This is a genomic window from Nakamurella leprariae (assembly GCF_016918035.1).
GTDB lineage: Bacteria > Actinomycetota > Actinomycetes > Mycobacteriales > Nakamurellaceae > Nakamurella > Nakamurella leprariae.
On record NZ_JAERWK010000027.1, the window covers coordinates 34,055 to 57,716 of the forward strand.

Consider the following 23,662-nt stretch of genomic DNA (forward strand, 5'->3'; position numbering starts at 1 on the left):
TCCTCCTCCGGGTGCCTGGGTCCAGATGCCGGGCCGGTCACTTCTTGTCGCCCTCGTCCACGATCTCGGCGTCGACGATCTCGTCGTCAGCGCCGCCGGAGTTCCCGCCCGGAGCGTTCCCGCCGGTCGCGCCGCCGGCGGCACCCGCGCCCTCGGCGCCCGCGGCGTTCTGGTCGGCCTGCTGCTGGGCGTACAGCGCGGATCCCAGCTGCTGCGACTCGGTGGCCAGCTCCTCGACCGCCGACTTGATGGCGGCGATGTCGGTGCCCTTGAGCGCGTCCTGCACCTTGGTCAGCGAGGCCTTGGTGCGCTCCTTGGGCTCCTCGGGCAGCTTCTCGTCGTTGTCCTTGAGGAACTTCTCGGTCTGGTAGACCAGCGCCTCGGCCTGGTTGCGGACCTCGGCCTCCTCGCGACGGGCCTTGTCCTCGTCGGCATGCGCCTCGGCCTCGCGCATCATGCGGTCGATGTCGTCCTTGGGCAGCGCGGAGCCACCCGTGATCGTCATCGACTGCTCCTTGCCGGTGCCCAGGTCCTTGGCGGACACGTGCACGATGCCGTTCGCGTCGATGTCGAAGGTGACCTCGATCTGCGGCACGTTGCGCGGGGCCGGCGGCAGCCCGGTCAGCTCGAACATGCCGAGCTTCTTGTTGTAGGCCGCGATCTCGCGCTCACCCTGGAACACCTGGATCTGCACCGACGGCTGGTTGTCCTCGGCCGTGGTGAAGATCTCCGAGCGCTTGGTCGGGATGGTGGTGTTGCGCTCGATCAGCTTGGTCATGATGCCGCCCTTGGTCTCGATGCCCAGGGACAGCGGGGTCACGTCCAGCAGCAGGACGTCCTTGACCTCACCGCGCAGCACACCGGCCTGCAGGGCCGCGCCGACCGCGACGACCTCGTCCGGGTTGACGCCCTTGTTCGGCTCCTTGCCACCGGTCAGCTCCTTGACCAGATCGGTCACCGCTGGCATGCGGGTGGAACCGCCGACCATCACCACGTGGTCGATGTCGCCGACCTTGACGCCGGCGTCCTTGATCACCTGGTGGAACGGGTTGCGGGTGCGGTCCAGCAGGTCCGAGGTGATCCGCTGGAACTCGGCGCGGGAGAGCGACTCGTCCAGGAACAGCGGGTTCTTGTCGCCGTCGACCGTGATGTACGGCAGGTTGATCGAGGTGGTCTGGCTCGACGACAGCTCGATCTTGGCCTTCTCGGCGGCCTCGCGGATCCGCTGCATGGCCATCTTGTCCTTGGTCAGGTCGATGCCGTGCGCGCTCTTGAACTTGTCGACCAGCCACTGCACGACGCGCTCGTCCCAGTCGTCGCCGCCCAGCCGGTTGTCACCGGCGGTGGCCTTGACCTCGACGACGCCGTCGCCGATCTCCAGCAGCGACACGTCGAAGGTGCCGCCACCGAGGTCGAAGACCAGGATGGTCTGCTCCTTCTCGCCCTTGTCCAGGCCGTAGGCCAGGGCGGCCGCGGTCGGCTCGTTGACGATGCGCAGCACGTTCAGGCCCGCGATCTCGCCGGCCTCCTTGGTGGCCTGGCGCTGGGCGTCGTTGAAGTACGCCGGCACGGTGATGACCGCGTCGACGACGTTCTCACCCAGGTACGCCTCGGCGTCGCGCTTGAGCTTGCCCAGCACGCGCGCGCTGATCTCCTGCGCGGTGTAGGACTTCCCGTCGATGCTCTCGGTGGTCCAGGTGGTGCCCATGTGGCGCTTGACCGACCGGATGGTGCGGTCGACGTTGGTGACCGCCTGACGCTTGGCCACCTCACCGACCAGCACCTCGCCGTTCTTGGCGAAGGCGACGATGGACGGGGTGGTGCGCGAGCCCTCGGCGTTGGCGATGACGGTCGGCTCGCCGCCCTCCAGGACGGACACGACCGAGTTGGTGGTACCGAGGTCGATACCGACGGCACGGGACATGCGTTCTCCTCCTGCTGTGATCCGCCGGCGGGATGTCCTCGGCGGTCGGTTCTGTCTGTGGTCTGTCTGGGCGCGCCCGCTCGGGCGGACGCGCGTCGTGGTCTTCGGTGGTGCTCCGGTGGTGCGGTGGCCTGAAGTCGAGCCGGTTGAGTCCCCCTGGCTCAGGTTGCCTCCCGGACTCCGGGATGTCAAACCTTCTTGAGTGGACTCCGCTCAACTTTGCTGTCCGGTACAACGCACCGCTGCGCCCGATGTTTCCGTCGGCCGAGATCCACCGGAATGGGTGACCGCCCCCACCCCACCCCGCCTCCGCGACGCGGGACTCAGGGCCGGACCCCGACCTGCCGGCCCCCACGGGTCCGCCGGGCCACCAGGTGCACGCAGACGCCCACCGCCGCCCCCAGCGCCACGCCGCCGACGACGTCCGAGACCCAGTGGGCGCCGACGTGCACCCGGGAGAAGGCCACCGCCGCCGCGACCGGGACGAGCGGCAGGTCCCGGCGCGGCGAGACCAGCACCGCCGCGGTCGTGAACGCGACCGCGTTCGCCGAGCGACCCGACGGCCAGGCGGTCGTCCGCGGTGACCGACCGAGGCGCCGGGCCGCGGCCGCGGGCACGAAGGGAGACGCCCGTGCCGGTCCTGACCATCGACGTCGACGGGATCGACGACGCGCTCAACCAGATCGAGGCCGAACGGCGGTGGGACCGTCATCCCGCGGACGCCATCCCCGGGATGGGGGGCCACGCCTCCTTCCGGGACTCCGAGGGCACCATCGTCGGGCTCTGGGAGACCACCGGGTCCTGAGCGACCCGATGCCCCGGGCGATGCAGGCTGCCGCCCATCACCGGGCGGCGTCCGCGTCACGGGCGGTCGGCACGTCCGCGAGGGCGTCCCGCCCACCTGGCGACCGCATCCCGGCTCGGCCGGAACGCACACGAACCGACAGCTCACAACAGTCCTGCCGAACCGACGACAAGTTCCAACACCCCCCGTGGCGATGGACACATGCCGTGGACGGAGCCGAACACCTCGGTGAGCTCCGTTGTCCAGCAGCCGGTCTCACCTGCAGCCAGGGGGCGCCACCGGCGCCGACCAGCGCGTGGTGTAACGCGGGCCACCTCCCGCAGGCGTATCCAACCGGCGGCGCCCTCCCTACCCTTCGATGATCCGGTGCGCCCGGCGGGTCGATCACCCGGCCGGCCACCGCAGCCGACGGGAAAGGACATCGACGACGATGCGACTGCTGTTCTTCGGCCCACAGGGCGCCGGCAAGGGGACCCAGGCCGGGCTGCTGTCCCCGCACCTGGGGGTCCCGCACATCTCCACCGGTGACCTGTTCCACGCCAACGTCGCCGACGACACCCCGCTGGGTCGCGAGGCCGCGGCGGCGGTGAACGCCGGGGAGCTGGTGCCGGACGTGGTGACCCAGGGCATGCTGGCCGACCGGTTGCGGCAGCCGGACGCCCAGGCCGGGTTCCTGCTGGACGGCTTCCCGCGCAATCCGGCCCAGGCCGACTGGCTCGACCACTGGCTGGTGGGCACACCCGGTCTGGATGCCGTCGTGCTGCTGACCGCCCCGGTGGACCTGCTCATCGAGCGGGCGCTGCGGCGTGGCCGGTCCGATGACACGGAAGAGTCGCTGCGCCGACGCCTGGCCATCTACCGGGAGAGCACCCAGCCGCTGCTGGATTTCTACGGCCCGCTGGTCATCCCGGTCGACGGGGTCGGCCCGGTCGAGCTCATCCACCAGCAGATCGTGGCCAAGCTCGCGTCCGTCAACCCGGTCGCCCTGGCCGCCGGGCACTGACCGCCTGCACCGCTCATGCCGGCATCGCGGCTGGACCCCGACGGCGGACTGCCGTCGTGACTGTGCCGCGGGACCTGCTGCCGCACCTGCGGCGGGCGCGGGACCTGATCGACCGGGAGTACGCCGCGGAGCTCGACCTGACCGCGCTCGCCCGGGCCGCCGGGGTCTCCAAGTTCCACTTCCTGCGCTGCTACTCCTCGGTCTACGGCCGGACGCCCGCGGCGGCGCTCACCGAGCGCCGCATCGAACGCGCCCAGGACCTGCTGCGCGCCACGAACCTGACGGTGACCGAGGTCTGCTTCGCGGTCGGCTACCGCAGCCTCGGGTCGTTCAGCTCGAGGTTCCGCACCCTGGTCGGGGCCAGCCCGTCGGAGTACCAGGCTCGCTGGGCACGTTCCGGCGCCCCGGTCATACCCGGGTGTTTCGTGCTCATGCACGGGCTCAGTGATCGCGCCGCCCGACCGTGCCAGACTGCTCCCGCACCGTCCGACGCCGCCGGTCCGTCCTCGTCGCCCGTCGGACGCGTGCCGACCGGGCCGATGGACGAGAGGTGAGCACATGACCGAGGTCGCCGCACCGGTGCTCGACCTGGTGGCCGCGCTGCCGGACGACGTGGTCGTCACCGATCCCGTCCGGACCGACAAGTACCGGTGGGACCGGGCGATGGACCCCGACGCCGGCGTGCCCCTGGCCGTGGTGCGGGCCGAGTCCACCGAGCACGTCCAGGTGGCCGTCCGGTGGGCCGCCCGGCACGGTGTGCACGTGATCACCCGCGGCGCCGGCTCCGGTCTGTCCGGCGGCGCCACCGCCCGCGACGGGGCCATCGTCATCACCACCGAACGCATGCGGGCGGTGTCCATCGATCCGGTCACCCGGGTCGCCGTGGTGCAGCCCGGCCTGCTGAACGCCGAACTCAAGCAGGCCGTCGCGGCGCACGGCCTGTGGTACCCGCCGGACCCGTCGTCGTTCGAGATCTGTTCCGTCGGCGGCAACGTCGCCACCAACGCGGGTGGCCTGTGCTGCGTCAAGCACGGCGTCACCACCGACTACGTGATGGGCCTGCAGGTGGTGCTGGCCGACGGCACCGCGGTGCGCCTGGGCGGCCCGCGGATCAAGGACGTCGCCGGGCTGTCCCTGGTCAAGCTGTTCGTCGGCAGCGAGGGCGCACTCGGCATCGTCACCGAGGTGACGGTGCGGCTGCTCCCGGCGCCGGCCCCGCCGAGCACTCTGGTCGCCACCTTCCCGACGGCCGCCGCGGCCACCACCGCCGTCCTGACGATCACCGCATCGATCCGCCCGTCGATGCTCGAGTTCATGGACAACGCCTGCATCAACGCGGTCGAGGACGTGCTGCGGATGGGCCTGGACCGCGCCGCGGGCGGGATGCTGGTCGCCCAGAGCGACGCCGCCCAGCCGGTCGGAGCGGCCGAGGTCGCGGTCATGGAGGCGGCGTGCGCGGCGGCCGGTGCCACCGAGGTGGTCAGCACCGACGACCCGGAGGAGGGCGCCGCGTTCGTGGTCGCCCGCCGGGCGGTGATCCCGGCCGTGGAACGCAAGGGCCGGCTGCTGCTCGAGGACGTCGGCGTCCCACTGCCGCTGCTGCCGCAGTTGGTCGACGGCGTGGCGACCATCGCCGAGGACCGACGACTGACCATCGCGGTCGTCGCGCACGCCGGCGACGGCAACACCCACCCGCTCATCCTGTTCGATCCGGCCGATGCCGACGAAACGGCGAGGGCCCACCTGGCGTTCGGCGAGATCATGGACCTGGCCATCGGTCTCGGCGGCACCATCACCGGCGAGCACGGCGTCGGGCGACTCAAGCAGCCCTGGCTGGCCGATCAGGTCGGCGCCGACGTCATGGAGCTGACCCGCAAGGTCAAGGACGCCCTCGATCCGCAGCGCCTGTTCAACCCGGGCGTGATCCTGCCGGCCTGAGCCGGGGTCAGGGCGTCCGCAGCACGCTGCGGATCGCGGTGTCCAGCACGCCGCGCTCCTGGTCCGGGTCGAGCCGCTCGAACGGCACGGCGCGCGAGACGGAGATCCCGTCGACCACGGTGAGCAGGAAGTCGGTGTGCCCACGCACCGACCCCTCGGCCAGCACGCCCTCCTCGCGCAACAGCTCCAGCCAGGTCGTACCGCGTTCCCGGGCCCGGGTGGCCGCGGCGCCCCATGCCGTCCGGCCGGCCTCCGGACCACCCGGCCGGAGGATGTCGGCCAGCAGGATGATCCAGCTCGGGTTGCTCGAGTCGTCCGACTGCAGGGGCGGGAGCAGCTGCTCCAGGCACTCCCGCAGTCGCTCGTCGGCCGGCACCGAGCGGTCCCGGATGCGGAAGTCACTGATCAAGCCGTCCGCGCCGGCGTCGAAGACGGCGCGGAACAGGTCGCGCTGGGTCGGGAAGTAGTGCCGCAGGGTGCTGGCCCCCAACCCGGCCCGCGCCGCCACCGATCGGACGCTCAGCGTGCCGTCCCCCTCGGCCAGCAGCGACTGTGCCGCCTCGATGATCTGTGTCCGCCGGTCGCCCACGCCGTTCCTCCCGTCCCCTGCTGACCGGCCCACCCTAGCGGCACACTGTGCTGGCACGCTGTGCTGGCACACTGTGCTAACTTCGGGTACGGCGTTGGTACGCCGTACCAACGGCAGCCGCGGGCGACGACCGCCACCCGCCACCGCCACCGCCGCCACCGCCACCGCCACCGCCACCGCCACCGCCACCGCCACCGCCACCGCCACCGATCCGAGAGGCGCACATGTCCACGACTGCGGTCATCGACGTCGAGCACCTGAACCTGCAGTACGGCGACTTCCACGCCGTCCGTGATCTGTCCTTCCAGGTGCGGCGGGGCGAGCTCTACGCCCTGCTCGGCACCAACGGCGCCGGCAAGACCTCGACCCTGGAGATCATCGAGGGCCACCGGGACGCCACCTCCGGCACCGTCCGGGTGTTCGGTGAGAGCCCGCGCGACCGGCGCGCCGTCCGACCGCGGATCGGCGTGATGTTGCAGGAGAGCGGGTTCTCCCCCGATCTGACGGTGCGCGAGTCGGTCGGCCTGATCGGGACGCTCAGTGGCCGCACCGACGTCGTCGAGCGGGTGCTCGACGTCGTCGGCCTGACGACCAGGGCCCGCACCCGGGTCGCCCAGCTCTCCGGCGGCGAGAAGCGGCGGCTGGACTTCGCGACCGCCGTCTGGGGCACGCCCGAGCTGGTCGTCCTGGACGAACCGACCACCGGGCTGGACATCACCTCGCGCGACGATCTGTGGGCGTCGGTGGACCGGCTCCGCGAGCACGGCTCGACCGTGGTGCTCACCACCCACTACCTGGAGGAGGCCCAGCAGCGCGCCGACCGGATCGGGCTGATGCACCAGGGCGCGCTGATCCGCGAAGGCACCGTCGCGGAGTTGACCGCGACGCTGCCCGCATCGATCCGATTCGCCCTGCCGGGCACGACGACGGCCGGCCCCGTGCAGGTGCCGGTGGCCGCCACCCGGCAGCCCGACGGCCGCCTCCTGGTCGAGACCTTCGACCTGCAGGGCGATCTGCTGACCCTGCTGACCTGGGCGCGAGCCAACGACATCGAACTGCAGCAGCTCGACGCCGGGCCGACCCGGCTCGACGACGTCTTCCGCGCCGTCTCCGCCTGAGGCCCCGGCCCGACGTCCGATCCCCACCCGCCACGCCAGAGGAGTTCCGGTGCTGTCCATCGCCTCGAGTGAACTGATCCAGATCTTCCGCAACCGGCTGGTGCTGGTGACCAGCCTGGTGATGCCGGTCGCGGTCAGCGCGTTCTTCATCTATCAGCACGAGACCTTCACCCAACTTGGCAGTCTCGGCTACATCGCCGCCATCGTGATGTTCACCGTGCTGGCCTTCGGCCTGTACACGACGGCGGTCACCACCCTGGCCTCCCGCCGGCAGAACCTGTTCCTCAAGCGACTGCGGTCCACCGCGGCGAGCGACGCCGGCATCCTGTCCGGTCTGCTGCTGCCGGTGACCGTGATCGCGGCCGTCCAGATCGTCGCCATCCTGGTCGTGCTGGCGGTGGTGACCACCACGCCGGCCGACATCGCGCTGCTCGCCGCCGGTCTGATCGCGACGGTGGTGATGATGATCGGCCTGGCCCTGGCCACGGCCGGGGTGACCAACTCACCGGAGCACGCACAGGTGACGACCCTGCCGATCAGCCTGGGCGTCATCGCCGTGGCCAGCTGGGTGGGCATCGCCGGCACGGAGGAGCTGACCCTGCTGAAGCGGCTGCTGCCGGGCGGCGCCGCCACCGAGCTGGTGTCGAACGCGTGGAACGGCGGCGTCCCGCTCACCGAGTCGCTGCTGCTGCTGGCGCCCACGCTGGCCTGGGTCGTCGTCGCGATCGCCCTGGCCGCCCGGATCTTCCGCTGGGAGCCGCGGCGCTGACCCCAGCGCACTGACCCACGCCGCTGACCCACGGCGCTGACCCCCCGCGGCACCATCCGCGCAATTCTGGAGAAGCACCGACCGGGCCGCGCCCCTAGCGTCGTCGGCATGATCACCAACGTCTCCCTCATCACCCTGTGGGTCACCGACCAGGACGCGGCCAAGCGCTTCTACACCGAGCACCTCGGCTTCGTCGAGGGCACCGACGTCTCGATGGGCGACGGCTTCCGCTGGGTCACCATCCACCACCCGAAGCACCCCGAACTGCAGGTCACCCTGATGGTCCCGGGACCGCCGCTGGACCCGGGCCTGGCCGAGGCGGTCGGCCGGTCGCTGGCCGCCGGGACCATGGGCGGGTTCGGCCTGACCACCGACGACTGCCGCGGTGACCACGCCGCCCTCAGCGCCGCCGGGGTCGAGTTCGTGCAGCCACCGTCGGACCGCCCGTACGGGGTGGAAGCGGTGATGCGGGACAACTCCGGCAACTGGATCGTGCTGGTCGAACAGCACGACTACCGCGGCGAGGACTTCCCGCACGCTTGAGATCGCCTGTCGCAAGTGGGGTCTTGCGTCCGACCCGGCCCGGGTGTCCAGTGGTGCCGGGCACCGTCGAGGTGGAGCGCCCAGGTGCTCGCACGGTGGTGCCCGGTCGACGGGGCGGCTCGGGTGGCGGCACCGTGCCGGTTCCGGCCGCCGGTGCGACGGCCGCCAGGTCGCGCGCTGGCGCCGATGCCGGTGTCCGGCAGCTTCTTCGACACGCTCAGGGACGCCGCCCGCATGCTCGCCGGCGTCCTGCTGGGCGACGCCGTCGGTGGGTACTACGGCCACCAGTTCGCGCAGCAGTACCCGCCGAGCACCTGGTTCGAGTGAGCGGAACTCCGTACATCGTCAGAGGTCAGGCCGTGATCGCGGCGGTGCGTGGACCAGCCGCGGGGTGGGCACCATGACCGGGTGAATGCACCGCAGCACCCCACCGCCGGCGCCTCGGACGGCCCCCGTCCGCCGGACCGCGGCGACCAGTCACCCGATCGGAACCGGTGGCGCGCCCTGGCCGTCTGCCTGGTCGGCAGCTGCATGGTGCTGCTGGATGTCTCGATCGTGAACGTGGCCCTGCGGTCGATCACCGAGGGACTGGACGCGTCCGGTTCGCAGATCCAGTGGGTGCTCTCGGGGTACGCGCTGGCGTTCGGGTTGCTGCTGGTGCCGGCGGGCCGACTCGGTGACGTCCTCGGCCGCCGGCGGATGTTCCTGATCGGCGTGGCCGCGTTCACCGCGGCCAGCGCGTTGTGCGGGGCGGCGCAGTCCGCGATCTGGCTGGTGCTGGCCCGGCTCGTGCAGGGTTTCGCCGGCGGCATGATCACCCCGCAGGTGAGCGCGCTGATCCAGCAGATGTTCCCGGGCAAGGAGCGGGCCCGGGCGTTCGGACTGCTGGGGTCGGTGATCGGCGTGTCCACCGCGATCGGCCCACTCATCGGCGGCCTGCTCATCCAGGCGTTCGGCGACACCAACGGGTGGCGCTGGGTGTTCTTCGTGAACCTGCCGATCGGACTGGCGATCCTGCCCATCGCCCGCCGCCTGCTGCCGCGCCACCCGTCCGAGGCGCGCCGGGGTCGCCAGTCCTACGACCCGGTCGGCGTCGTGCTGCTCGGCGTCACCGTGGTCGTGCTGCTGCTGCCGTTCGTGCAGGAGCAGCAGTGGACCGGGTCGGCCAAGTGGTGGCTGGTCCCGGCCGCGGCCGCCCTCGGCGTCGGCTTCGTGCTCTGGGAGCGGCGGTACCGGGCCGGCGGCCGAGAGCCGCTCGTCGACCTCGGCCTGTACAAGGTCCGTTCCTTCTCCTTCGGCAGCGGCATGATCACGGCCTACTTCGCCGGCTTCACGCCACTGTTCTTCGTGCTCACCCTGCTGCTGCAGTTCGGTCTGGGCTACTCGGCGCTCCTGGCCGGGGTGACCACCGCGCCGTTCGCCATCGCCTCCGGGGTGATGGCCGCGGTGGCCGGACGGTTCGTGTTCCGCTTCGGTCGTCCGCTGGTCGCGATCGGCCTGACCCTGGTGCTCATCGGCGACCTCGGCATCATCCTGGCCGTGCACCTGGCCGACTCGTCGCCGTCGACCGGATGGTGGCTGGTGGCTCCGCTCGTCGTGGCCGGGCTGGGATCCGGGATGGTCATCTCGCCGAACCAGTCGCTGACGCTGTCGCAGGTTCCGGTGGAACGCGGCGGTACCGCCGGCGGCCTCATCCAGGTCGGGCAGCGGGTCGGCGCCGCGGTGGGCATCGCTGCGGTCGGGTCGATGTTCTACGCCCGCGTCGATGACACCCGGGGCGACTACGCCGCCGCCCTGCAGGTCGGCCTCTTCATCGGCATCGGCTTCGTGGTGCTGGCCCTGGTCATCGCGCTGATCGACATCCTGGTCGACCGGCGGCACCGGACCGACCCGTCCGAGCCCGAGCGGTCCGCGGACCACGCTCCCGCCCCTGCGGACTGACGCCGCGGCCGACGGCATCACCAGCCCAACGTGCCCGGCCCGCCCTTGAACGGCTCCGTCGGCCGCTCGTCGCTCCCGGCCGCCGCGGGCAGCAGCGCGCCGTCGGCGCCCGGCTCGTCCCAGGAGGTCGCGACCCCCTTCCACTCGCAGACCGTCGGGCCCGCCGACGACCGTCGCAGTGCGACGCGGACGTCCTCGTGGGGCAGGGACCAGGTCGGCGGATGGCCGGTATCCAGCACCCGGACGGCGGCGCTGGTCCGGCGACGACCTCGCCGCCGGACCGCACCAGGATGCGCCGGGGGGACTGTTCCAGAGGCACCGTCGCCACCGGCGGACGCCGCCCGCTTCGAGATCCGCGATCCGGCCGGGCAGGTCGTCACCGACGGGCCGATGCACCCCTGATCGGGGCGCTCACCCGGACAGCTCCCGCTCCAGCGGCGTCCGGAACCGAGGGGTGATCCGGATGCCGGCGAACCACTCGGTGAGTCGCTCCCGCTCGGCCTCCATCGCAGCGGTGGCCACGGTCCCGACGTCCTCGAGCAGACGCACGGCGACCGTGCCATCCGGTCGTTGGCCCCACCCGCCGACGATCCGGCCGTCCACCCACACCGTCGGCCCGACGTTGCCGAACCGGTCGAACAACGCTCCGCTGTGCGGGCCGAGGAACCAGTCGCGCTGCTTCCACCCCATCGGAGTGGGGTCCAGGGCCGGCAGCAGCGCGACCGAGGACCCGGGATCGGCGGTGCCGTCCATGTCGTCGTCCAGGTCGTCGTCCAGGTCGTCGTCCAGGTCGTCGGCCAGCACCAGGCCGCGGACGCCGGGCCCGAGGTCGACCTCGACCGGCTGCACGTCCCGCAGCGCCGCCGTGGTGTCCCGACCCGACCAGCCCGTCCACCACTGCACGTCGTCCGCGGTCGCCGGCCCGAAGGCGGCCAGGTACCGGCGCACCAGCTCCGCCCGCGCCGCGGCCTTCGACCACGGCGCCGGCTCGGCCGGCAGCCATCCGGCCATCGGTGCCCACTCGTACTGGCTGCTCACCCAGCTGCCCCGGGGCCGGCCGCGGACGATGTGCCCGTCGGCGGACAGCAGCAGCAGGACCCAGGTGGTGATGCCGGTCGGGCCGCCGTAGGACTTGTCCGGGTTGACCATGATCCGGGTGCGCAGCGCCGGCACCCGGGCCGAGAGTTGGGCGCCGGTGGCCGTCCCCAGGTCAGTGAGCGCGGCCAGCGTGTCCGCCTCCACCGCGCGCAACCAGGCTCCGTCGCCACCGCCGCCGTCGGCGATGAGCTGCTGGTAGCGCTTGCGCTGGGTCACCGCGACCGCGTCGGTGGCCGCGGCCTGCATGACCGGGACCAGGTCTGTCGGCACCACGAACACGGTGCGCCGGATGCCGAGCATCCGGACCAGCGCCCGGTCGGCATACAGCACGGCCTCGGTCGCGGCCACCGGCAGCCCGGTCCGGGCCTGCACGCTGACGTGCACGCTGGCCGGGTCGGTGGCGTGCAGCGCGACCACCGCGCGCGCCGCCTGCACCGGGTCGGCCGCGCGGACGGCCAGCCGGTGCCGGACGGCCAAGCGGCGACGTCGCTGCTCCGGGGTGATCCGCTGCACCCGCCCATCCCACCATCGGGTCCGGACAGGCCGCGCACGGCCCGATACCGTTCGATCATGCAGGTCCAACTCCGGCACAGTCCGTCGTTCACCGTCGCTCGGGCGTTCCTCTCGCCGCACGAGCAGATCAAGCTCGAAGGCGGCGCGATGATGGCGCACAGCGCCGGCATGACGTTGGAGGCCCGGTCCGAGGGCGGCATCATGGCCGGGCTCAAGCGCTCCGTGCTGGCCGGTGAGTCGTTCTTCGTCACCACCTACACCGCGCCCGGCGACGGCGGCTGGCTGGACATGGCCGGGGTGCTGCCCGGCGACATCGCGGTCATCGACGTCACCCCGGACCGGCCGTACTACCTGGCCAAGGGCAACTGGATCGCCAACGCCTCGACGGTCACCGTCGACACCCAGTTCGGCGGCATGTCCAACCTGTTCGGCGGTGAGGGCGGATTCGGGTTGCGCGCCAACGGATCCGGGCCCGCCGTGGTCAGCGTGTACGGCGCCATCGACGTCTTCGACCTGCAGCCCGGCCAGCAGGTCACCATCGACACCGGCCACGTGGTGGCCTACGAGCTCAACATCCGCTTCTCGATGCGCAAGGCGGCGGCCGGCATCCTGAACTCGCTGAAGAGCGGCGAGGGCTGGGTCTTCGACTTCACCGGGCCGGGACGGGTGCTGCTGCAGACCCGCAACCCGTCCGCGTTCGCGCAGTGGGCCGGATCGGTGGCGCCCGGCAGCAACCCCAAGGGCGGACTGGGCGGCGTCTTCGGCCGCTGATCCCCCAACGCGGTGATCATCGGACCGGACGATCCGGATACGGTGCCGCGATGGATCCGGTCGCCGCCCGCGCTGCCCTGCAGCCGTTCCTGCGTCCCTCCGACGGGCTGCTCTGGGCCGGCGGACCGGATCCGAGGCGCCGGTTCGCCAAGGCCGACGCCGTGCTGATTCCCTTCTCGATCGTCTTCCTGGGCTTCGGCTGCTTCTGGGAATTCATGGTCGTCACCCAGAGCGGCGCACCGTGGTTCTTCGCGGCGTTCGGCGCGGTGTTCATCGTCATGGGGCTGTGGATGGCGATCGGGCGGTTCCTGTACAAGGCGCGTCGCCGCGGGCCACCGCGTACGGGCTGACGCCGACCCGGGCGCTGATCGTCAGCCGCGGATCCCTCACCGAGCACCGTCTCAGCCGCGCCCCGCTGACCGTCAGCCGATCGCGCGACAACACCCACGCCAGCCTCCGCCTGGCCGAGGACGACACCGGCGGCTGGTGGCGGGGCAACTCGCTGCCGGCCGAGAACTCCGGCATGGAGATGCTCAGTCGCTCCAGCTACGCCAATGCCTTCCACGACGTCGCGGACGTCGACGGTCTGCTGCGCGCGCTGGATTCGATCACCGACGATCCGACCGGCCGGCGGGTCGACGACGAGCCCGGCTAGCAGTACTGCTCGCCGATCGCCACCCGGTCCGGCACGCCGTTCGTCACCCAGCGCACCGGCTCGCCCAGCACTGCGCGGCGAACGTTCTCCGCGGTGGCCTGCACCACGGCGGCCAGTGCGGTGGTGCTGCTGCCGGCCACGTGCGGGTTCAGCAGCACGTTCGGCAGCGTCCGCAACGGCGAGTCGGTCTCGAGCGGTTCGGTGGTGAAGACGTCCAGACCCGCGCCGGCCAGCCGGCCGTCCTGCAGGGCGGCGATGAGCGCGGGCTCGTCGACGACCGGACCGCGGGCGATGTTGACCAGCACCGCCCCGGCCGGCAGCGAGGCCAGCAGGTCCGCCGAGACCAGCCCGCGCGTCTCGGGTTGCAGCGGTACGGCCACCACCAGGATGTCGGTGGTCGCCGCGAGCTCGGGCAGCGACCGTGCCGGCCACGGCAGCTCCAGCCGCGGCGACCGGTTCCAGAACGCGACCGGTGACCCGATGGCGGCGAAGATCTCGCCGATGCGGCGGCCGATCGCCCCCATGCCGATGATGCCGACCCGGCGGGCCGCGACGTCGACGATGCCCCGGGCCGACTCCGCCGGCCAGCCCCCCTCGACCATCCGTTGGTGCAGCGGCAGGAACCGTCGCTCCAGGGCCAGGGCCGCCCCGACCGCCCACTCGGCGACCGACTGCGCGTTCGCGCCGGCGCAGTTGGCCACCGGCACCGACCGCTCCGCCCAGGCGGCCAGGTCGATGGTGTCGACCCCGGCGCTGGGCTGCTGGACGAACCGCACCCGGGTGCCGATCGCAGCCTCGGCCGCCGCCAGCCAGAACTGACCGGTCCAGTCGCCGATGACGACGTCGGCCTCAGCCAGCTCCCGGTGGAAGGTGGCCGGGTCGCGGTCCGGCAGCATCCGTACGTCGGCCACGTCGTCCAGGTGCCGGCCCAACGTCTCGCGCAGGCCGTCCGCAGGCGGGGTGAGGACGAGGACGCGCGGGTGATCGGCTGAGGTCATCGCGACATCCTCCCCGGCCACCGACCTGCGCTCCGCCGCCGCCCCGGACTGCTGGACCGGACCAGCCGGCCACACCGCCCGCCGCGACCGGCGCTGGTGCGCAAGGATCGGGGCATGGCCGATCAGCATCCCGTCCCGTCCCCCACCGCGCCGCACGTCGATCCGGACCAGACCCAGCCGCCCCGTGCCCGCGTGGTCGTCGGGGTCGACGGCAGCGACGGCTCCCGGCATGCGGCCCGGTGGGCGGCCGCGGAGGCCGACCGGCGGGGCGCCGAACTCGACCTGATCCACGCCGTCTCGCTGCCGGTGATGGGCTTCGCCGGCTTCAACCCGTTCGACCGGGACGTCCAGGACCTGCTCCGACGGGAGAGCGAGCACCTGCTGGACACCGTGCACGAGCAGGTGCGGCAGGCCCATCCGCACCTGCCGATCCGGTCGCGCGCGGTCCTGGAACGCCCGGCCGAGGCGCTGGTGCACGCCTCGACCGACGCCGCCTTCGCCGTGGTCGGGGCGCACGCCTCTCGGTTCACCGGGGCGGTGCTGGGCTCGGTGTCGCTGGCCGTGGCCTCCGGCAGCCGGGTGCCGGTGGTGGTGGTGCACGAGCGGGACGAGCCGGCGGCGACCGGCCCGGTGGTGCTGGGCCTGGACGGAGACGGCACCGCCGACCAGGCGATCGACGTCGCCTTCGCCGAGGCACAGCTGCGCGGCGCGCCGCTGCGGGTGGTCAGCTGCAGGGACGAGCTCCGGGTGGTGCTGCCCGAGTACCTCGGCGCCGAGGACGCCGCCCGGGCCGAGCAGGAGCACCGGGCCGCGATCACCGACCGGCTCAGCGACCGGCACGCCCGGTTCCCGGACGTCGCCGTCGAGGTGGTGCTGCAGCAGGGACCGGCCAAGCCGGCCCTGCTGCTGGCGTCGGAGGCGGCGTCCGTGCTGGTCGTCGGCAGCCGTGGGCGGGGCGGGATCGCCGGTCTGCTGCTCGGGTCGACGAGCCAGGCCCTGATGGCACACGCGGGCTGCCCGGTGGTCGTCTGCCGCGGCTGACCCGGATCCGTCAGGCCGGTCCGGTGGGCGCGACCGCGCGGAACCCGCGCAGCCGCAGACTGTTCGACACGACGAACAGCGAGGACGCCGCCATCGCCAGGCCGGCCAGCATCGGGGTGAGCAGACCCGCGGCGGCCAGCGGGATCGCGGCCACGTTGTAGGCGAAGGCCCAGAACAGGTTGCCCTTGATCACCGCCAGGGTGCGCCGCGACAGCCGGATCGCGTCGACCGCGACCCGCAGGTCGCCGCGCACCAGGGTGAGGTCGGACGCCTCGATGGCCACGTCGGTGCCGGTGCCCATGGCCAGGCCCAGATCGGCCTGGGCCAGTGCGGCGGCGTCGTTCACCCCGTCGCCGACCATCGCGACCACCCGGCCCTGCTCCTGCAGCCGGCGCACCACCGCGACCTTGTCCTGCGGCAGCACCTCGGCGATGACGGCGTCCTCGGGGATGCCGACCTGGCGGGCCACGCTGTGCGCGGCGCCGGTGCCGTCGCCGGTCAGCAGCATCGGCTGCAGACCGAGGGCGACGAGCTGCCTGACCGCCTCGGCCGACGAGGCCTTCACCTCGTCACCGACGACGACCAGCCCGCGCACCTCGCCGTCCCAGGCCACCGCGACGGCGGTCCGGCCGGCGTCCCCGGCGGCCGCCGCCGCCACCTGCAGCGACTCGGGCAGCGCGACCGACCACTCGTCACGCAGCCACGAGGGTCGCCCCACGGCCACGGCCCGGTTCCCGACCACGCCCTGCACCCCGAGCCCGCCGGTGGCGGCGAAGCCATCGACCGCGGGCAGGTCACCGCGACGACCGGCCGCCTCGGCCACGGCCCGTCCGATCGGGTGCTCCGACCCGGCCTCCACCGTGCCGGCCAGCCCGAGCACCTCGCCGACGTCCTGGCCGGCGACCGGCACCACGTCCAGCACGGTCATCACACCGGTGGTGACCGTGCCGGTCTTGTCCAGCAGCACGGTGTCCACCCGCCGGGTCGACTCCAGCACCTCGGGACCCTTGATGAGGATGCCGAGCTGGGCCGCCCGGCCGGTGCCGACCATGAGCGCGGTCGGCGTGGCCAGCCCCAGCGCGCACGGGCAGGCGATGATCAGCACGGCCACGGCCGCGGTGAACGCGACGGCGGCGGCGGCGCCGGACAGCAGCCAGCCGACCAGCGTCCCCACCGCCAGGACGAGCACCACCGGCACGAAGACGCCGGAGATCCGGTCGGCCAGCCGTTGCACCTGGGCCTTGCCGGTCTGGGCGTCCTCCACCAGCTGGGCCATCCGGGCCAGCTGGGTGTCCGCGCCGACCCGGGTCGCCCGGACCACCAGCCGTCCTCCGGCGTTGACCGTGCCGCCGATGACCGCGTCCCCCGCGGTGACCTCCTGCGGGACCGGCTCCCCGGTCACCATCGAGGCGTCCACCGCGGACGAGCCGTCCAGGACTTCGCCGTCGGTGGCGATCCGCTCGCCCGGGCGGACCACGAACCGGTCCCCGACCAGCAGAGCAGCCACCGGGATCCGCTCCTCGCGGCCGTTCCGCAGCACCGCGGCGTCCGGCGCGCCGAGCCTCAGCAGGGCCCGCAGCGCGGCACCGGACCGCCGTTTGGACCGGGCCTCCAGCCACCGCCCGGCCAGCAGGAAGGTGGTGACGCCGGTGGCCGCCTCCAGGTAGATGTTGCCGAGCCCGCTCCTGTCGGCCGATGCGGCGTTCCGGTCGATGCTCAGCGAGAACTCGTGGGTCATCCCGGGCATCCCGGCATGCCCGAAGAACAGCGCGACGACGGACCACACGAATGCGGCGGTGACACCCAGCGAGATGAGCGTGTCCATGGCGGCGGCGCCGTGCCGGGCATTGGTCCAGGCGGCCCGGTGGAACGGCCATGCCCCCCACACCGCGACCGGCGCGGCCAGGGTGAGCGAGGCCCACTGCCAGTTCGTGAACTGCAGCGCCGGGATCATCGCCATCGCGACGACCGGCACGGTGAGGACCGCACTGATCCACAACCGCTGCCGCAGTGCGTCCGTCGCGGTGTCCGCACCGTCGGCCCGGTCGGCCACGTCGCCGCCGGCCACGGCATCGACCGGCTCCGGCTCGGGCAGTCGCGCCCGGTACCCGGCCTGCTCGACCGCGGCGACCAGCGCCGCCGGATCCACCGTCGCCGGGTACCGGACCCGGGCCTGCTCGGTCGCGTAGTTGACCGACGCACTGACACCCTCGAGCTTGTTGAGCTTGCGCTCGATGCGGTTGGCGCAGGACGCGCAGGTCATCCCCTCGAGGGAGAGGTCGACGGTGTGCAGGTCCGAGGGCGGGGTGAGGGGTGGGACGGTGCTGGGGGACATCGGAACTCCTTGCCGTGCAACATGCCCACGCCGGCTGGCATCGGCGCGACGCGGGACGGGGGCTCGTCAGCCGACGAGCTGGTAGCCGGCCTCCTCGACCGCGGCGCGGACGGCGTCCGGCGCGACCGGCGCGTCACTGCGTACGGTGAGTGCCCCGGAGGCCAGGTCGACGGCGACCTCGCGGACACCGGGAACCTCGCCGACCTCCTCGGTCACCGACGCCACGCAGTGCTGGCAGGTCATGCCGGTGACGGTCCAGGTCTGTTCGGTCATGCGGTGCCTCCAGGGCAGACGGGAGCGCGAGCGCGCTCGGGAGCCGACGGTCGGTCGCCGGCCGGCGGTCAGGAGCGGACGAGCCGGGCGATGGCCTCGGAGGCCTCCCGGACCTTGGCCTGGGCCTCGTCGCCGCCGGCCGCGGCCGCACTGACCACGCAGTGCGAGAGGTGGTCGTCGAGCAGCCCGAGGGCGACCGACTGCAGCGCCTTCGTCATGGCCGAGACCTGCGTGAGGATGTCGATGCAGTACTTGTCGTCCTCGACCATCCGCTGCAGACCACGCGCCTGCCCCTCGATGCGGCGCAGCCGCTTGAGGTAGTCCTCCTTGCCGGAGATGTACCCGTGGGGACCGGTGTGCGCGGGGTCCGCATCAGGATGCCGGTGCACCGATCCGGTCGTCGTCTCGTCCACGCCACCAACCATACCCCCGTAGGGTACTGAGCGCCAGGTGCGACGGGTCCGTCGGTCCGCCGGGGAACGGGACGGCCGCCCGATCGGTTGGACCAGCCATGACTGACACCGACGGACTGACCGAGCAGGACCTCGAGCTCCTGCGCCGTCCGCTGTACGGGTTCCTGTCCGTGGCCGCCGGACCGACACCGGCGCAGCCCCGGCCGGTGTGGTTCGAGGCGACCGATGAGGGCACGGTCCAGCTGTTCACCGGTCCGGGCACCGTGAAGATCCGCCGGTTGCGCCGGGATCCGCGGGCCTCGCTCGTCGTCGCCTCCCCCGTCGGCGAACCCGAGCGCTGGGTGTCGGTGGCCGGCCGGGCCACCATGACGGCGGACGGCGCCCACGACCTGGCCGGCCGGCTGGCCGAGCGCTACTGGGATCTCCGCGATCCGGCCCGCGCCGCCGCGCTCGCCGACATGCTGGCGCAGGACCAGGTGCGCATCATCATCGACCCGGAGACGGTGCGGCGGTTCGTGGACTGAAGAACCGGTCGGCCAGCAGTCCGGTGGAGATGACGCTGGCCGAGAGGGCGAGCGTGGACACGCTCGCGGCCAGGGCGAGCAGTCCACCGGCCATGTCCAGGCTGCGGCCGGCCCCGTCCAGCGCCGTACTGGCGATGTCCGGGTCGGCGCCCTGGACCCCGGCCAGCGAGCCGAGCAACGGCACCGCTCAACGGGACACGACCGACGCCCCGTCCGGCGACGGAACCTGCTGCTTCGCTCGCCGATGCGACCGGGCGACCGGCGACACCTCGGTGGTCATGACCTGCGCTCAGCAGGCGTGGCCGGGTACGGCCAGGTGCGCGTGACCGCTGGGGTCGACCGCCTCGACCTGGGCCAGGAAGGCGCCCAGGTCGATCCGGCGGCCGCCGCGCCAGGTTCCGAGCACGGCGACCTGGTCGATGAACGCCGTCGGGTCGACCTGGTGCGGGTCGGCGGACAGCTCGACGAAGTCGGCCAGTTTGCCCGGCTCGATCGAGCCGATCTCGTGCTCGCGGCGCAGAGTGCGGGCCGCGTTCACGGTGTGGGCGGCCAGCGCCTGCTCCAGCCCGATGCGCTGCTCCGGCCCGTGCAGCGTCCCGGACGGCGTCCGTCGCGTGATCGCGGCCTGGATGTTCAGCAGCGGCAGCGGCGGCGTCACCGATCCGTCGTTGTGGAAGGACAGGCACGTCCCGGCCCGCTCGGCGTCACCGAAACGCTGCCACTGCGACCCGATCTCGGGCGCGAACAGGGTCCCGTCGAGCAGGTCGCCCCAGTAGATGAACTGGAACGGGCTCATCGACGGGTACAGGCCGAGATCGGCGATCCGGTCGAACTGCTCGGCCCGGGCGCCGCCCACGTGCTCCACCCGCCACCGGTGGTCGGAGCCGAGCAGCCCGAACCGCTCCAGCACCTGCTGGTAGGCCGCGAGCACCACGTCCAGACCGGCGTCGCCGTTCACGTGGAAGGCCATCTGCCAACCGGACGGCACGTACCGGGCCAGGATGTCCTGCAGCTGCTCGAGCGAGTAGTTCATCGTCGTCGTGCCGCTGGGCCCGAGCGGGATGCCGGCGGTGCGGACCGTCTCGGTGTCCAGGTACGGGTAGGTCAACGCGGCGGAGCCGACCCACGGTGATCCGTCCGCCCACAACTTGATGCCCTGTTTGCGCAGCAGCACCTCCGGGACCGCGCTGACCAGCGGCTCGTCCGCGTCCGGTTCGGTCGACATGTGGTACAGCGACACCCGCAGCGGGCAGTCGGGCATCGAGGCGAGCGCCTCGTATCCCTTGAGATACGCAGAGCTGTAGGTCATGTCGCTGGTGGTGGTGATGCCGCCGCGGGCCATGAGGGCGTAGAACTGCGCCGCCGAGTGCAGTGGGTGGGTGACCACCTGGGCCATCAGGGGTTGGATCACCGCCATCACGGCGGCCAGCTCGGACGCCCGGCCGTCGGGCGTGCCGTCGGCGTGCCGGCCGAACGCCGCACCGACCGGGTCCGGCGGCGGTGCAGCCTCCCAGCCCAGCAGCTTCGCGGTCGCGGTGTTGAAGAAGGCCATGTGGCCGGAGTTGTCGAGCACGGCGACCGGCCGGTCCGGGAAGAACCCGTCCAGCAGTTCGATGTCGGGCTCCGGGGCCTGCTGCAACAGCCGGTCCAGCCCGTTGAACAGCAGGGGCACCCCGGGCGGTTGCTCGGTCTGGCAGCGGCGGAAGAGCGCCTGCACGTCGTTCCACGACGGGTAGCCGACGTACGGGGCGATCCAGATGGCCGGCGGCTGGGTGGCCACCCCGGAGACGAACGGGTGACCGTGTGGCTCGATGAGCCCGGGTGCCAGCACCGCGGCGCCGAGGTCCGTCTCCCGGGCGCCGGGCGCGGCCGCCCGGCACTCGTCGAGCGTGCCGACCGCGACGATGGTGCCGGCGGCCGTGTCCAGCGCGACCGAGGTCGCCCGCGGGCGCGCCGGATCCATCGTGACGATCGTGGACGCCGACAGCACGTGATCAGCCGTCATGGTGCTCCCCCAAGCACTCGAGCGCGTCACCCGGACCCACGGGGCGCAGCGGTTCGCACGGACGACCGGCCCCCACCGGCTCCTTCCGCGATCCCGGGGCGTCGATCGCTCGATCGCCCGCGCGATGATCACGTTGCGTGGTGAGTTTGACACGCCCCGGATCGGGAAGACAAGGGTCGATCCTGGCGGTCGACACCGCCGACGTGAGGGGGAGGACCGCATGGCCGACAATGAGCCGATGGTGGACACCGAGTCGACAGCGACCGCAGCCAAGACCGCCAACGGGCCGGAGTCAGCCCGGCGCCGCCCGCTGAGCCGGGGTGCCGACGACACCGCCGACGGCCTCGGCGCGCAGCTGACCGCGGACAAGCCGATCCCGGACGGCCGCCCCGCCCAGCGCCTGGCCCCGAGCCCGCACACCCCGGACCATCCGGAGGACTCGTTCCACTCGTCCGGGAACTTCCCGAACATCGCCGACTACGCGTTCCTCTCGGACTGCGAGACCAACTGCCTGATCGCCCCGTCCGGCGCGGTCGAGTGGATGTGCTTCCCCCGCCCGGACTCGCCGAGCGTGTTCAGCCAGCTGCTGGACCGTTCCGGCGGTTCGTTCCGGGTCGGCCCCTTCGGGGTCCAGGTGCCCGTGGCCCGGCGGTACCTGCCCGGGACGCTGGTGCTGGAGACGACCTGGCAGACCCCGACCGGCTGGCTCACCGTCCGGGACGCGCTGATCATGGGGCCCTGGCACAACGTCGAGGCCAGGTCCAAGACGCACCGCCGTTCCCCCACCGACTACGACGCCGCGCACACGCTGCTGCGCACCATCAAGTGCGTGAACGGCACCGTCGACCTCTCGGTGAACTGCGACCCGGTGTTCGACTACGCGCGGACCAGCGGTGAGTGGACCTACCCCGGCGACGACTACTCCGTGGTCGAGGCGGTGCCGCAGGGCGAGAACGGACCGAAGATCACCCTGACCAGCTCGCTGCGCCTCGGCGTGGAGGGCCGCTCGGTGCTGGCCCGCACCAAGATGTCGCTCGGCGACACCCATTACGTGGCCCTCAGTTTCTCGGACCTGCCGGCGCCCCGTGACGTCGCCGAGGCCGAGGACCAGATGTGGCGCACCGGCGAGTACTGGCGGGAGTGGCTGACCCGCGGCACGTTCCCGGACCACCCGTGGCGGATCTACCTGCAGTCCTCCGCGCTCGCGCTCAAGGGCCTGTCGTACGCGCCGACCGGGGCGCTGCTGGCCGCGGCGACCACCTCGTTGCCGGAGACGCCCGGCGGCGAACGCAACTGGGACTACCGGTTCTCCTGGATCCGGGACTCCACCTTCGCCCTCTGGGGCCTGTACACCCTGGGCTTCGACCGGGAGGCCAACGACTTCTTCTACTTCATCCACGACGTCTGCAAGGACAACCCCAACGACCTGCAGATCATGTACGGCGTCGGCGGTGAGCGGACGCTGACCGAGGAGGTCCTGGACCACCTCGGCGGGTACGACGACGCCCGGCCGGTACGCATCGGCAACGGCGCCTACAACCAGAAGCAGCACGACGTCTGGGGCGCGCTGCTCGACTCCATCTACCTGCACACCCGGTCCCGGGAGCAGATGCCCGAGGAGCTGTGGCCGATCGTCGTGGCCCAGGTGGAACAGGCCGCCGCGCACTGGCGCGCGCCGGACCGCGGCATCTGGGAGGTCCGCGGCGAGGAACAGCACTTCGTGTCGTCCAAGATCATGTGCTGGGTGGCCATGGATCGCGGCGTCCGGCTGGCCCGGCTGCACGACTCCAAGGAGACCGCGGACAAGTGGCAGGCCATCGCGGACGAGATCCACGAGGACATCTGCACCAACGGCGTCGACGAGCGCGGCGTCTTCGTGCAGCGGTACGGCTCCGACGCACTGGACGCTTCGCTGCTGCTCATGCCGCTGCTGCGGTTCCTCCCGCCGCACGACGAGCGGGTCCGCAAGACCGTGCTGGCCATCAACGATGAGCTCAACGAGTCGGGGTTCATCCTGCGGTACCGGGTCGACGAGACCGACGACGGCCTGTCCGGTGAGGAGGGCACGTTCACCATCTGCTCCTTCTGGATGGTCTCCGCGCTGGTCGAGATCGGCGAGGTGGACATGGCCCGGCAACTGTGCGAGCGGCTGCTGTCCCACGCGTCCCCGCTCAACCTGTACGCGGAGGAGCTGGACCCGACCACGGGCCGGCACCTCGGCAACTTCCCGCAGGCATTCACCCACCTGGCGCTGATCAACGCAGTCACCCACGTCATCCGGGCCGAGGAGAGTTCGCGGCTGTTCGGGTTCAACCCGGCCAACCGGCACTGACGACCGATCCGCCGACCGGCTGACAGGATCGACGGGTACTGACGGTCGAGTGCCGCGCCCGGTCAGTCCGGACC

At 72.3% G+C, this 23,662-nt stretch carries 26 protein-coding genes; 15 read left to right on the forward strand and 11 right to left on the reverse strand.

Annotated elements, in window-relative coordinates; translation table 11 throughout:
* Positions 1–37: 37 nt before the first annotated feature.
* Together dnaK and JL106_RS19450 are read right to left on the reverse strand one after the other, a co-directional pair.
* Complete coding sequence (dnaK, locus tag JL106_RS19445; protein ID WP_205262433.1) at positions 38–1,924, reverse strand: molecular chaperone DnaK; 1,887 nt, start codon at positions 1,922–1,924, stop codon at positions 38–40.
* Between the two features lie 323 nt (positions 1,925–2,247).
* Positions 2,248–2,541: a phosphatase PAP2 family protein gene (locus JL106_RS19450; RefSeq protein ID WP_205262434.1), complete on the reverse strand. Its 294-nt coding sequence runs from the start codon at positions 2,539–2,541 to the stop codon at positions 2,248–2,250.
* Between the two features lie 14 nt (positions 2,542–2,555).
* On the opposite strand from JL106_RS19450, the gene JL106_RS19455 reads away from it, so the two are divergent.
* The 4 genes from JL106_RS19455 to JL106_RS19470 all read left to right on the forward strand — a co-directional run bounded on the left by JL106_RS19455 (position 2,556) and on the right by JL106_RS19470 (position 5,670).
* The gene (locus tag JL106_RS19455) at positions 2,556–2,729 is read left to right on the forward strand and encodes a VOC family protein (protein WP_205262435.1); all 174 of its coding nucleotides are present in this window, start codon (positions 2,556–2,558) and stop codon (positions 2,727–2,729) included.
* A gap of 430 nt (positions 2,730–3,159) precedes the next feature.
* On the forward strand, positions 3,160–3,732 hold the full coding sequence (locus JL106_RS19460; RefSeq protein ID WP_205262436.1) for an adenylate kinase: 573 nt from the start codon (positions 3,160–3,162) through the stop codon (positions 3,730–3,732).
* A gap of 62 nt (positions 3,733–3,794) precedes the next feature.
* Positions 3,795–4,286, forward strand: coding sequence for a helix-turn-helix transcriptional regulator (locus JL106_RS19465; protein WP_407940213.1), 492 nt, complete (start codon positions 3,795–3,797; stop codon positions 4,284–4,286).
* A gap of 4 nt (positions 4,287–4,290) precedes the next feature.
* Positions 4,291–5,670, forward strand: a complete 1,380-nt coding sequence (locus tag JL106_RS19470) for an FAD-binding oxidoreductase (protein ID WP_205262438.1) — start codon at positions 4,291–4,293, stop codon at positions 5,668–5,670.
* Positions 5,671–5,677: 7 nt separating this feature from the next.
* Here the strand turns inward: JL106_RS19470 and JL106_RS19475 are convergent, their stop codons facing one another.
* A complete protein-coding gene (locus tag JL106_RS19475) occupies positions 5,678–6,259 on the reverse strand; it encodes a TetR/AcrR family transcriptional regulator (protein WP_205262439.1) in 582 nt (193 codons plus the stop codon).
* Between the two features lie 224 nt (positions 6,260–6,483).
* Between JL106_RS19475 and JL106_RS19480 the strand changes: the two genes are divergently transcribed.
* From JL106_RS19480 to JL106_RS19500, 5 genes are all read left to right on the forward strand, one after another.
* Positions 6,484–7,377, forward strand: coding sequence for an ABC transporter ATP-binding protein (locus JL106_RS19480; RefSeq protein ID WP_205262440.1), 894 nt, complete (start codon positions 6,484–6,486; stop codon positions 7,375–7,377).
* A 49-nt stretch (positions 7,378–7,426) separates the two neighbouring features.
* Positions 7,427–8,146, forward strand: coding sequence for an ABC transporter permease (locus tag JL106_RS19485; protein ID WP_205262441.1), 720 nt, complete (start codon positions 7,427–7,429; stop codon positions 8,144–8,146).
* A 108-nt stretch (positions 8,147–8,254) separates the two neighbouring features.
* Positions 8,255–8,689 carry a VOC family protein gene (locus JL106_RS19490; protein WP_205262442.1) on the forward strand — a complete coding sequence of 145 codons (435 nt, stop codon included), beginning with the start codon at positions 8,255–8,257 and terminating at the stop codon, positions 8,687–8,689.
* 186 nt (positions 8,690–8,875) lie between these two features.
* Positions 8,876–9,016: a hypothetical protein gene (locus tag JL106_RS19495; protein WP_205262443.1), complete on the forward strand. Its 141-nt coding sequence runs from the start codon at positions 8,876–8,878 to the stop codon at positions 9,014–9,016.
* A gap of 81 nt (positions 9,017–9,097) precedes the next feature.
* The gene (locus tag JL106_RS19500; protein ID WP_205262444.1) at positions 9,098–10,630 is read left to right on the forward strand and encodes an MFS transporter; all 1,533 of its coding nucleotides are present in this window, start codon (positions 9,098–9,100) and stop codon (positions 10,628–10,630) included.
* A gap of 17 nt (positions 10,631–10,647) precedes the next feature.
* Here the strand turns inward: JL106_RS19500 and JL106_RS21790 are convergent, their stop codons facing one another.
* Positions 10,648–11,010 carry a DUF427 domain-containing protein gene (locus JL106_RS21790; protein WP_328842598.1) on the reverse strand — a complete coding sequence of 121 codons (363 nt, stop codon included), beginning with the start codon at positions 11,008–11,010 and terminating at the stop codon, positions 10,648–10,650.
* Between the two features lie 31 nt (positions 11,011–11,041).
* On the reverse strand, positions 11,042–12,241 hold the full coding sequence (locus tag JL106_RS19510; protein ID WP_205262446.1) for a winged helix DNA-binding domain-containing protein: 1,200 nt from the start codon (positions 12,239–12,241) through the stop codon (positions 11,042–11,044).
* Between the two features lie 57 nt (positions 12,242–12,298).
* On the opposite strand from JL106_RS19510, the gene JL106_RS19515 reads away from it, so the two are divergent.
* Genes JL106_RS19515 through JL106_RS19525 form a run of 3 tightly spaced genes read left to right on the forward strand, consistent with a single transcriptional unit; the run spans position 12,299 to position 13,667 of the window.
* The gene (locus JL106_RS19515) at positions 12,299–13,012 is read left to right on the forward strand and encodes a TIGR00266 family protein (protein WP_205262447.1); all 714 of its coding nucleotides are present in this window, start codon (positions 12,299–12,301) and stop codon (positions 13,010–13,012) included.
* A gap of 50 nt (positions 13,013–13,062) precedes the next feature.
* The gene (locus JL106_RS19520) at positions 13,063–13,362 is read left to right on the forward strand and encodes a hypothetical protein (RefSeq protein WP_205262448.1); all 300 of its coding nucleotides are present in this window, start codon (positions 13,063–13,065) and stop codon (positions 13,360–13,362) included.
* Positions 13,299–13,667 carry a hypothetical protein gene (locus JL106_RS19525; RefSeq protein WP_205262449.1) on the forward strand — a complete coding sequence of 123 codons (369 nt, stop codon included), beginning with the start codon at positions 13,299–13,301 and terminating at the stop codon, positions 13,665–13,667. Before JL106_RS19520 ends, JL106_RS19525 begins: the two co-directional genes overlap by 64 nt.
* Here the strand turns inward: JL106_RS19525 and JL106_RS19530 are convergent.
* Positions 13,664–14,665: a 2-hydroxyacid dehydrogenase gene (locus JL106_RS19530; protein ID WP_205262450.1), complete on the reverse strand. Its 1,002-nt coding sequence runs from the start codon at positions 14,663–14,665 to the stop codon at positions 13,664–13,666. The genes JL106_RS19525 and JL106_RS19530 overlap by 4 nt on opposite strands.
* A gap of 114 nt (positions 14,666–14,779) precedes the next feature.
* Between JL106_RS19530 and JL106_RS19535 the strand changes: the two genes are divergently transcribed.
* Positions 14,780–15,706, forward strand: coding sequence for a universal stress protein (locus tag JL106_RS19535; protein ID WP_205262451.1), 927 nt, complete (start codon positions 14,780–14,782; stop codon positions 15,704–15,706).
* A gap of 10 nt (positions 15,707–15,716) precedes the next feature.
* On the opposite strand, the gene JL106_RS19540 is transcribed toward JL106_RS19535, so the two are convergent.
* The 3 genes from JL106_RS19540 to JL106_RS21325 all read right to left on the reverse strand — a co-directional run bounded on the left by JL106_RS19540 (position 15,717) and on the right by JL106_RS21325 (position 18,739).
* Positions 15,717–18,041, reverse strand: coding sequence for a heavy metal translocating P-type ATPase (locus tag JL106_RS19540; RefSeq protein ID WP_205262452.1), 2,325 nt, complete (start codon positions 18,039–18,041; stop codon positions 15,717–15,719).
* Positions 18,042–18,107: 66 nt separating this feature from the next.
* Positions 18,108–18,314 (reverse strand): heavy-metal-associated domain-containing protein, encoded by a 207-nt coding sequence (locus JL106_RS19545; RefSeq protein WP_205262453.1) that lies wholly within the window; start codon positions 18,312–18,314, stop codon positions 18,108–18,110.
* Between the two features lie 68 nt (positions 18,315–18,382).
* Positions 18,383–18,739 (reverse strand): metal-sensitive transcriptional regulator, encoded by a 357-nt coding sequence (locus JL106_RS21325; RefSeq protein ID WP_205262454.1) that lies wholly within the window; start codon positions 18,737–18,739, stop codon positions 18,383–18,385.
* Positions 18,740–18,825: 86 nt separating this feature from the next.
* Here JL106_RS21325 and JL106_RS19555 point away from each other — a divergent pair, with 86 nt between their 5' ends.
* The gene (locus JL106_RS19555; protein ID WP_205262455.1) at positions 18,826–19,251 is read left to right on the forward strand and encodes a pyridoxamine 5'-phosphate oxidase family protein; all 426 of its coding nucleotides are present in this window, start codon (positions 18,826–18,828) and stop codon (positions 19,249–19,251) included.
* Here JL106_RS19555 and JL106_RS19560 read toward each other — a convergent pair.
* Positions 19,214–19,435, reverse strand: a complete 222-nt coding sequence (locus JL106_RS19560) for a hypothetical protein (protein WP_205262456.1) — start codon at positions 19,433–19,435, stop codon at positions 19,214–19,216. The genes JL106_RS19555 and JL106_RS19560 overlap by 38 nt on opposite strands.
* A gap of 105 nt (positions 19,436–19,540) precedes the next feature.
* A complete protein-coding gene (locus tag JL106_RS19565; RefSeq protein WP_205262457.1) occupies positions 19,541–21,256 on the reverse strand; it encodes an amidohydrolase in 1,716 nt (571 codons plus the stop codon).
* Between the two features lie 238 nt (positions 21,257–21,494).
* On the opposite strand from JL106_RS19565, the gene JL106_RS19570 reads away from it, so the two are divergent.
* A complete protein-coding gene (locus JL106_RS19570; RefSeq protein ID WP_205262468.1) occupies positions 21,495–23,588 on the forward strand; it encodes a glycoside hydrolase family 15 protein in 2,094 nt (697 codons plus the stop codon).
* Positions 23,589–23,662 lie beyond the last annotated feature (74 nt).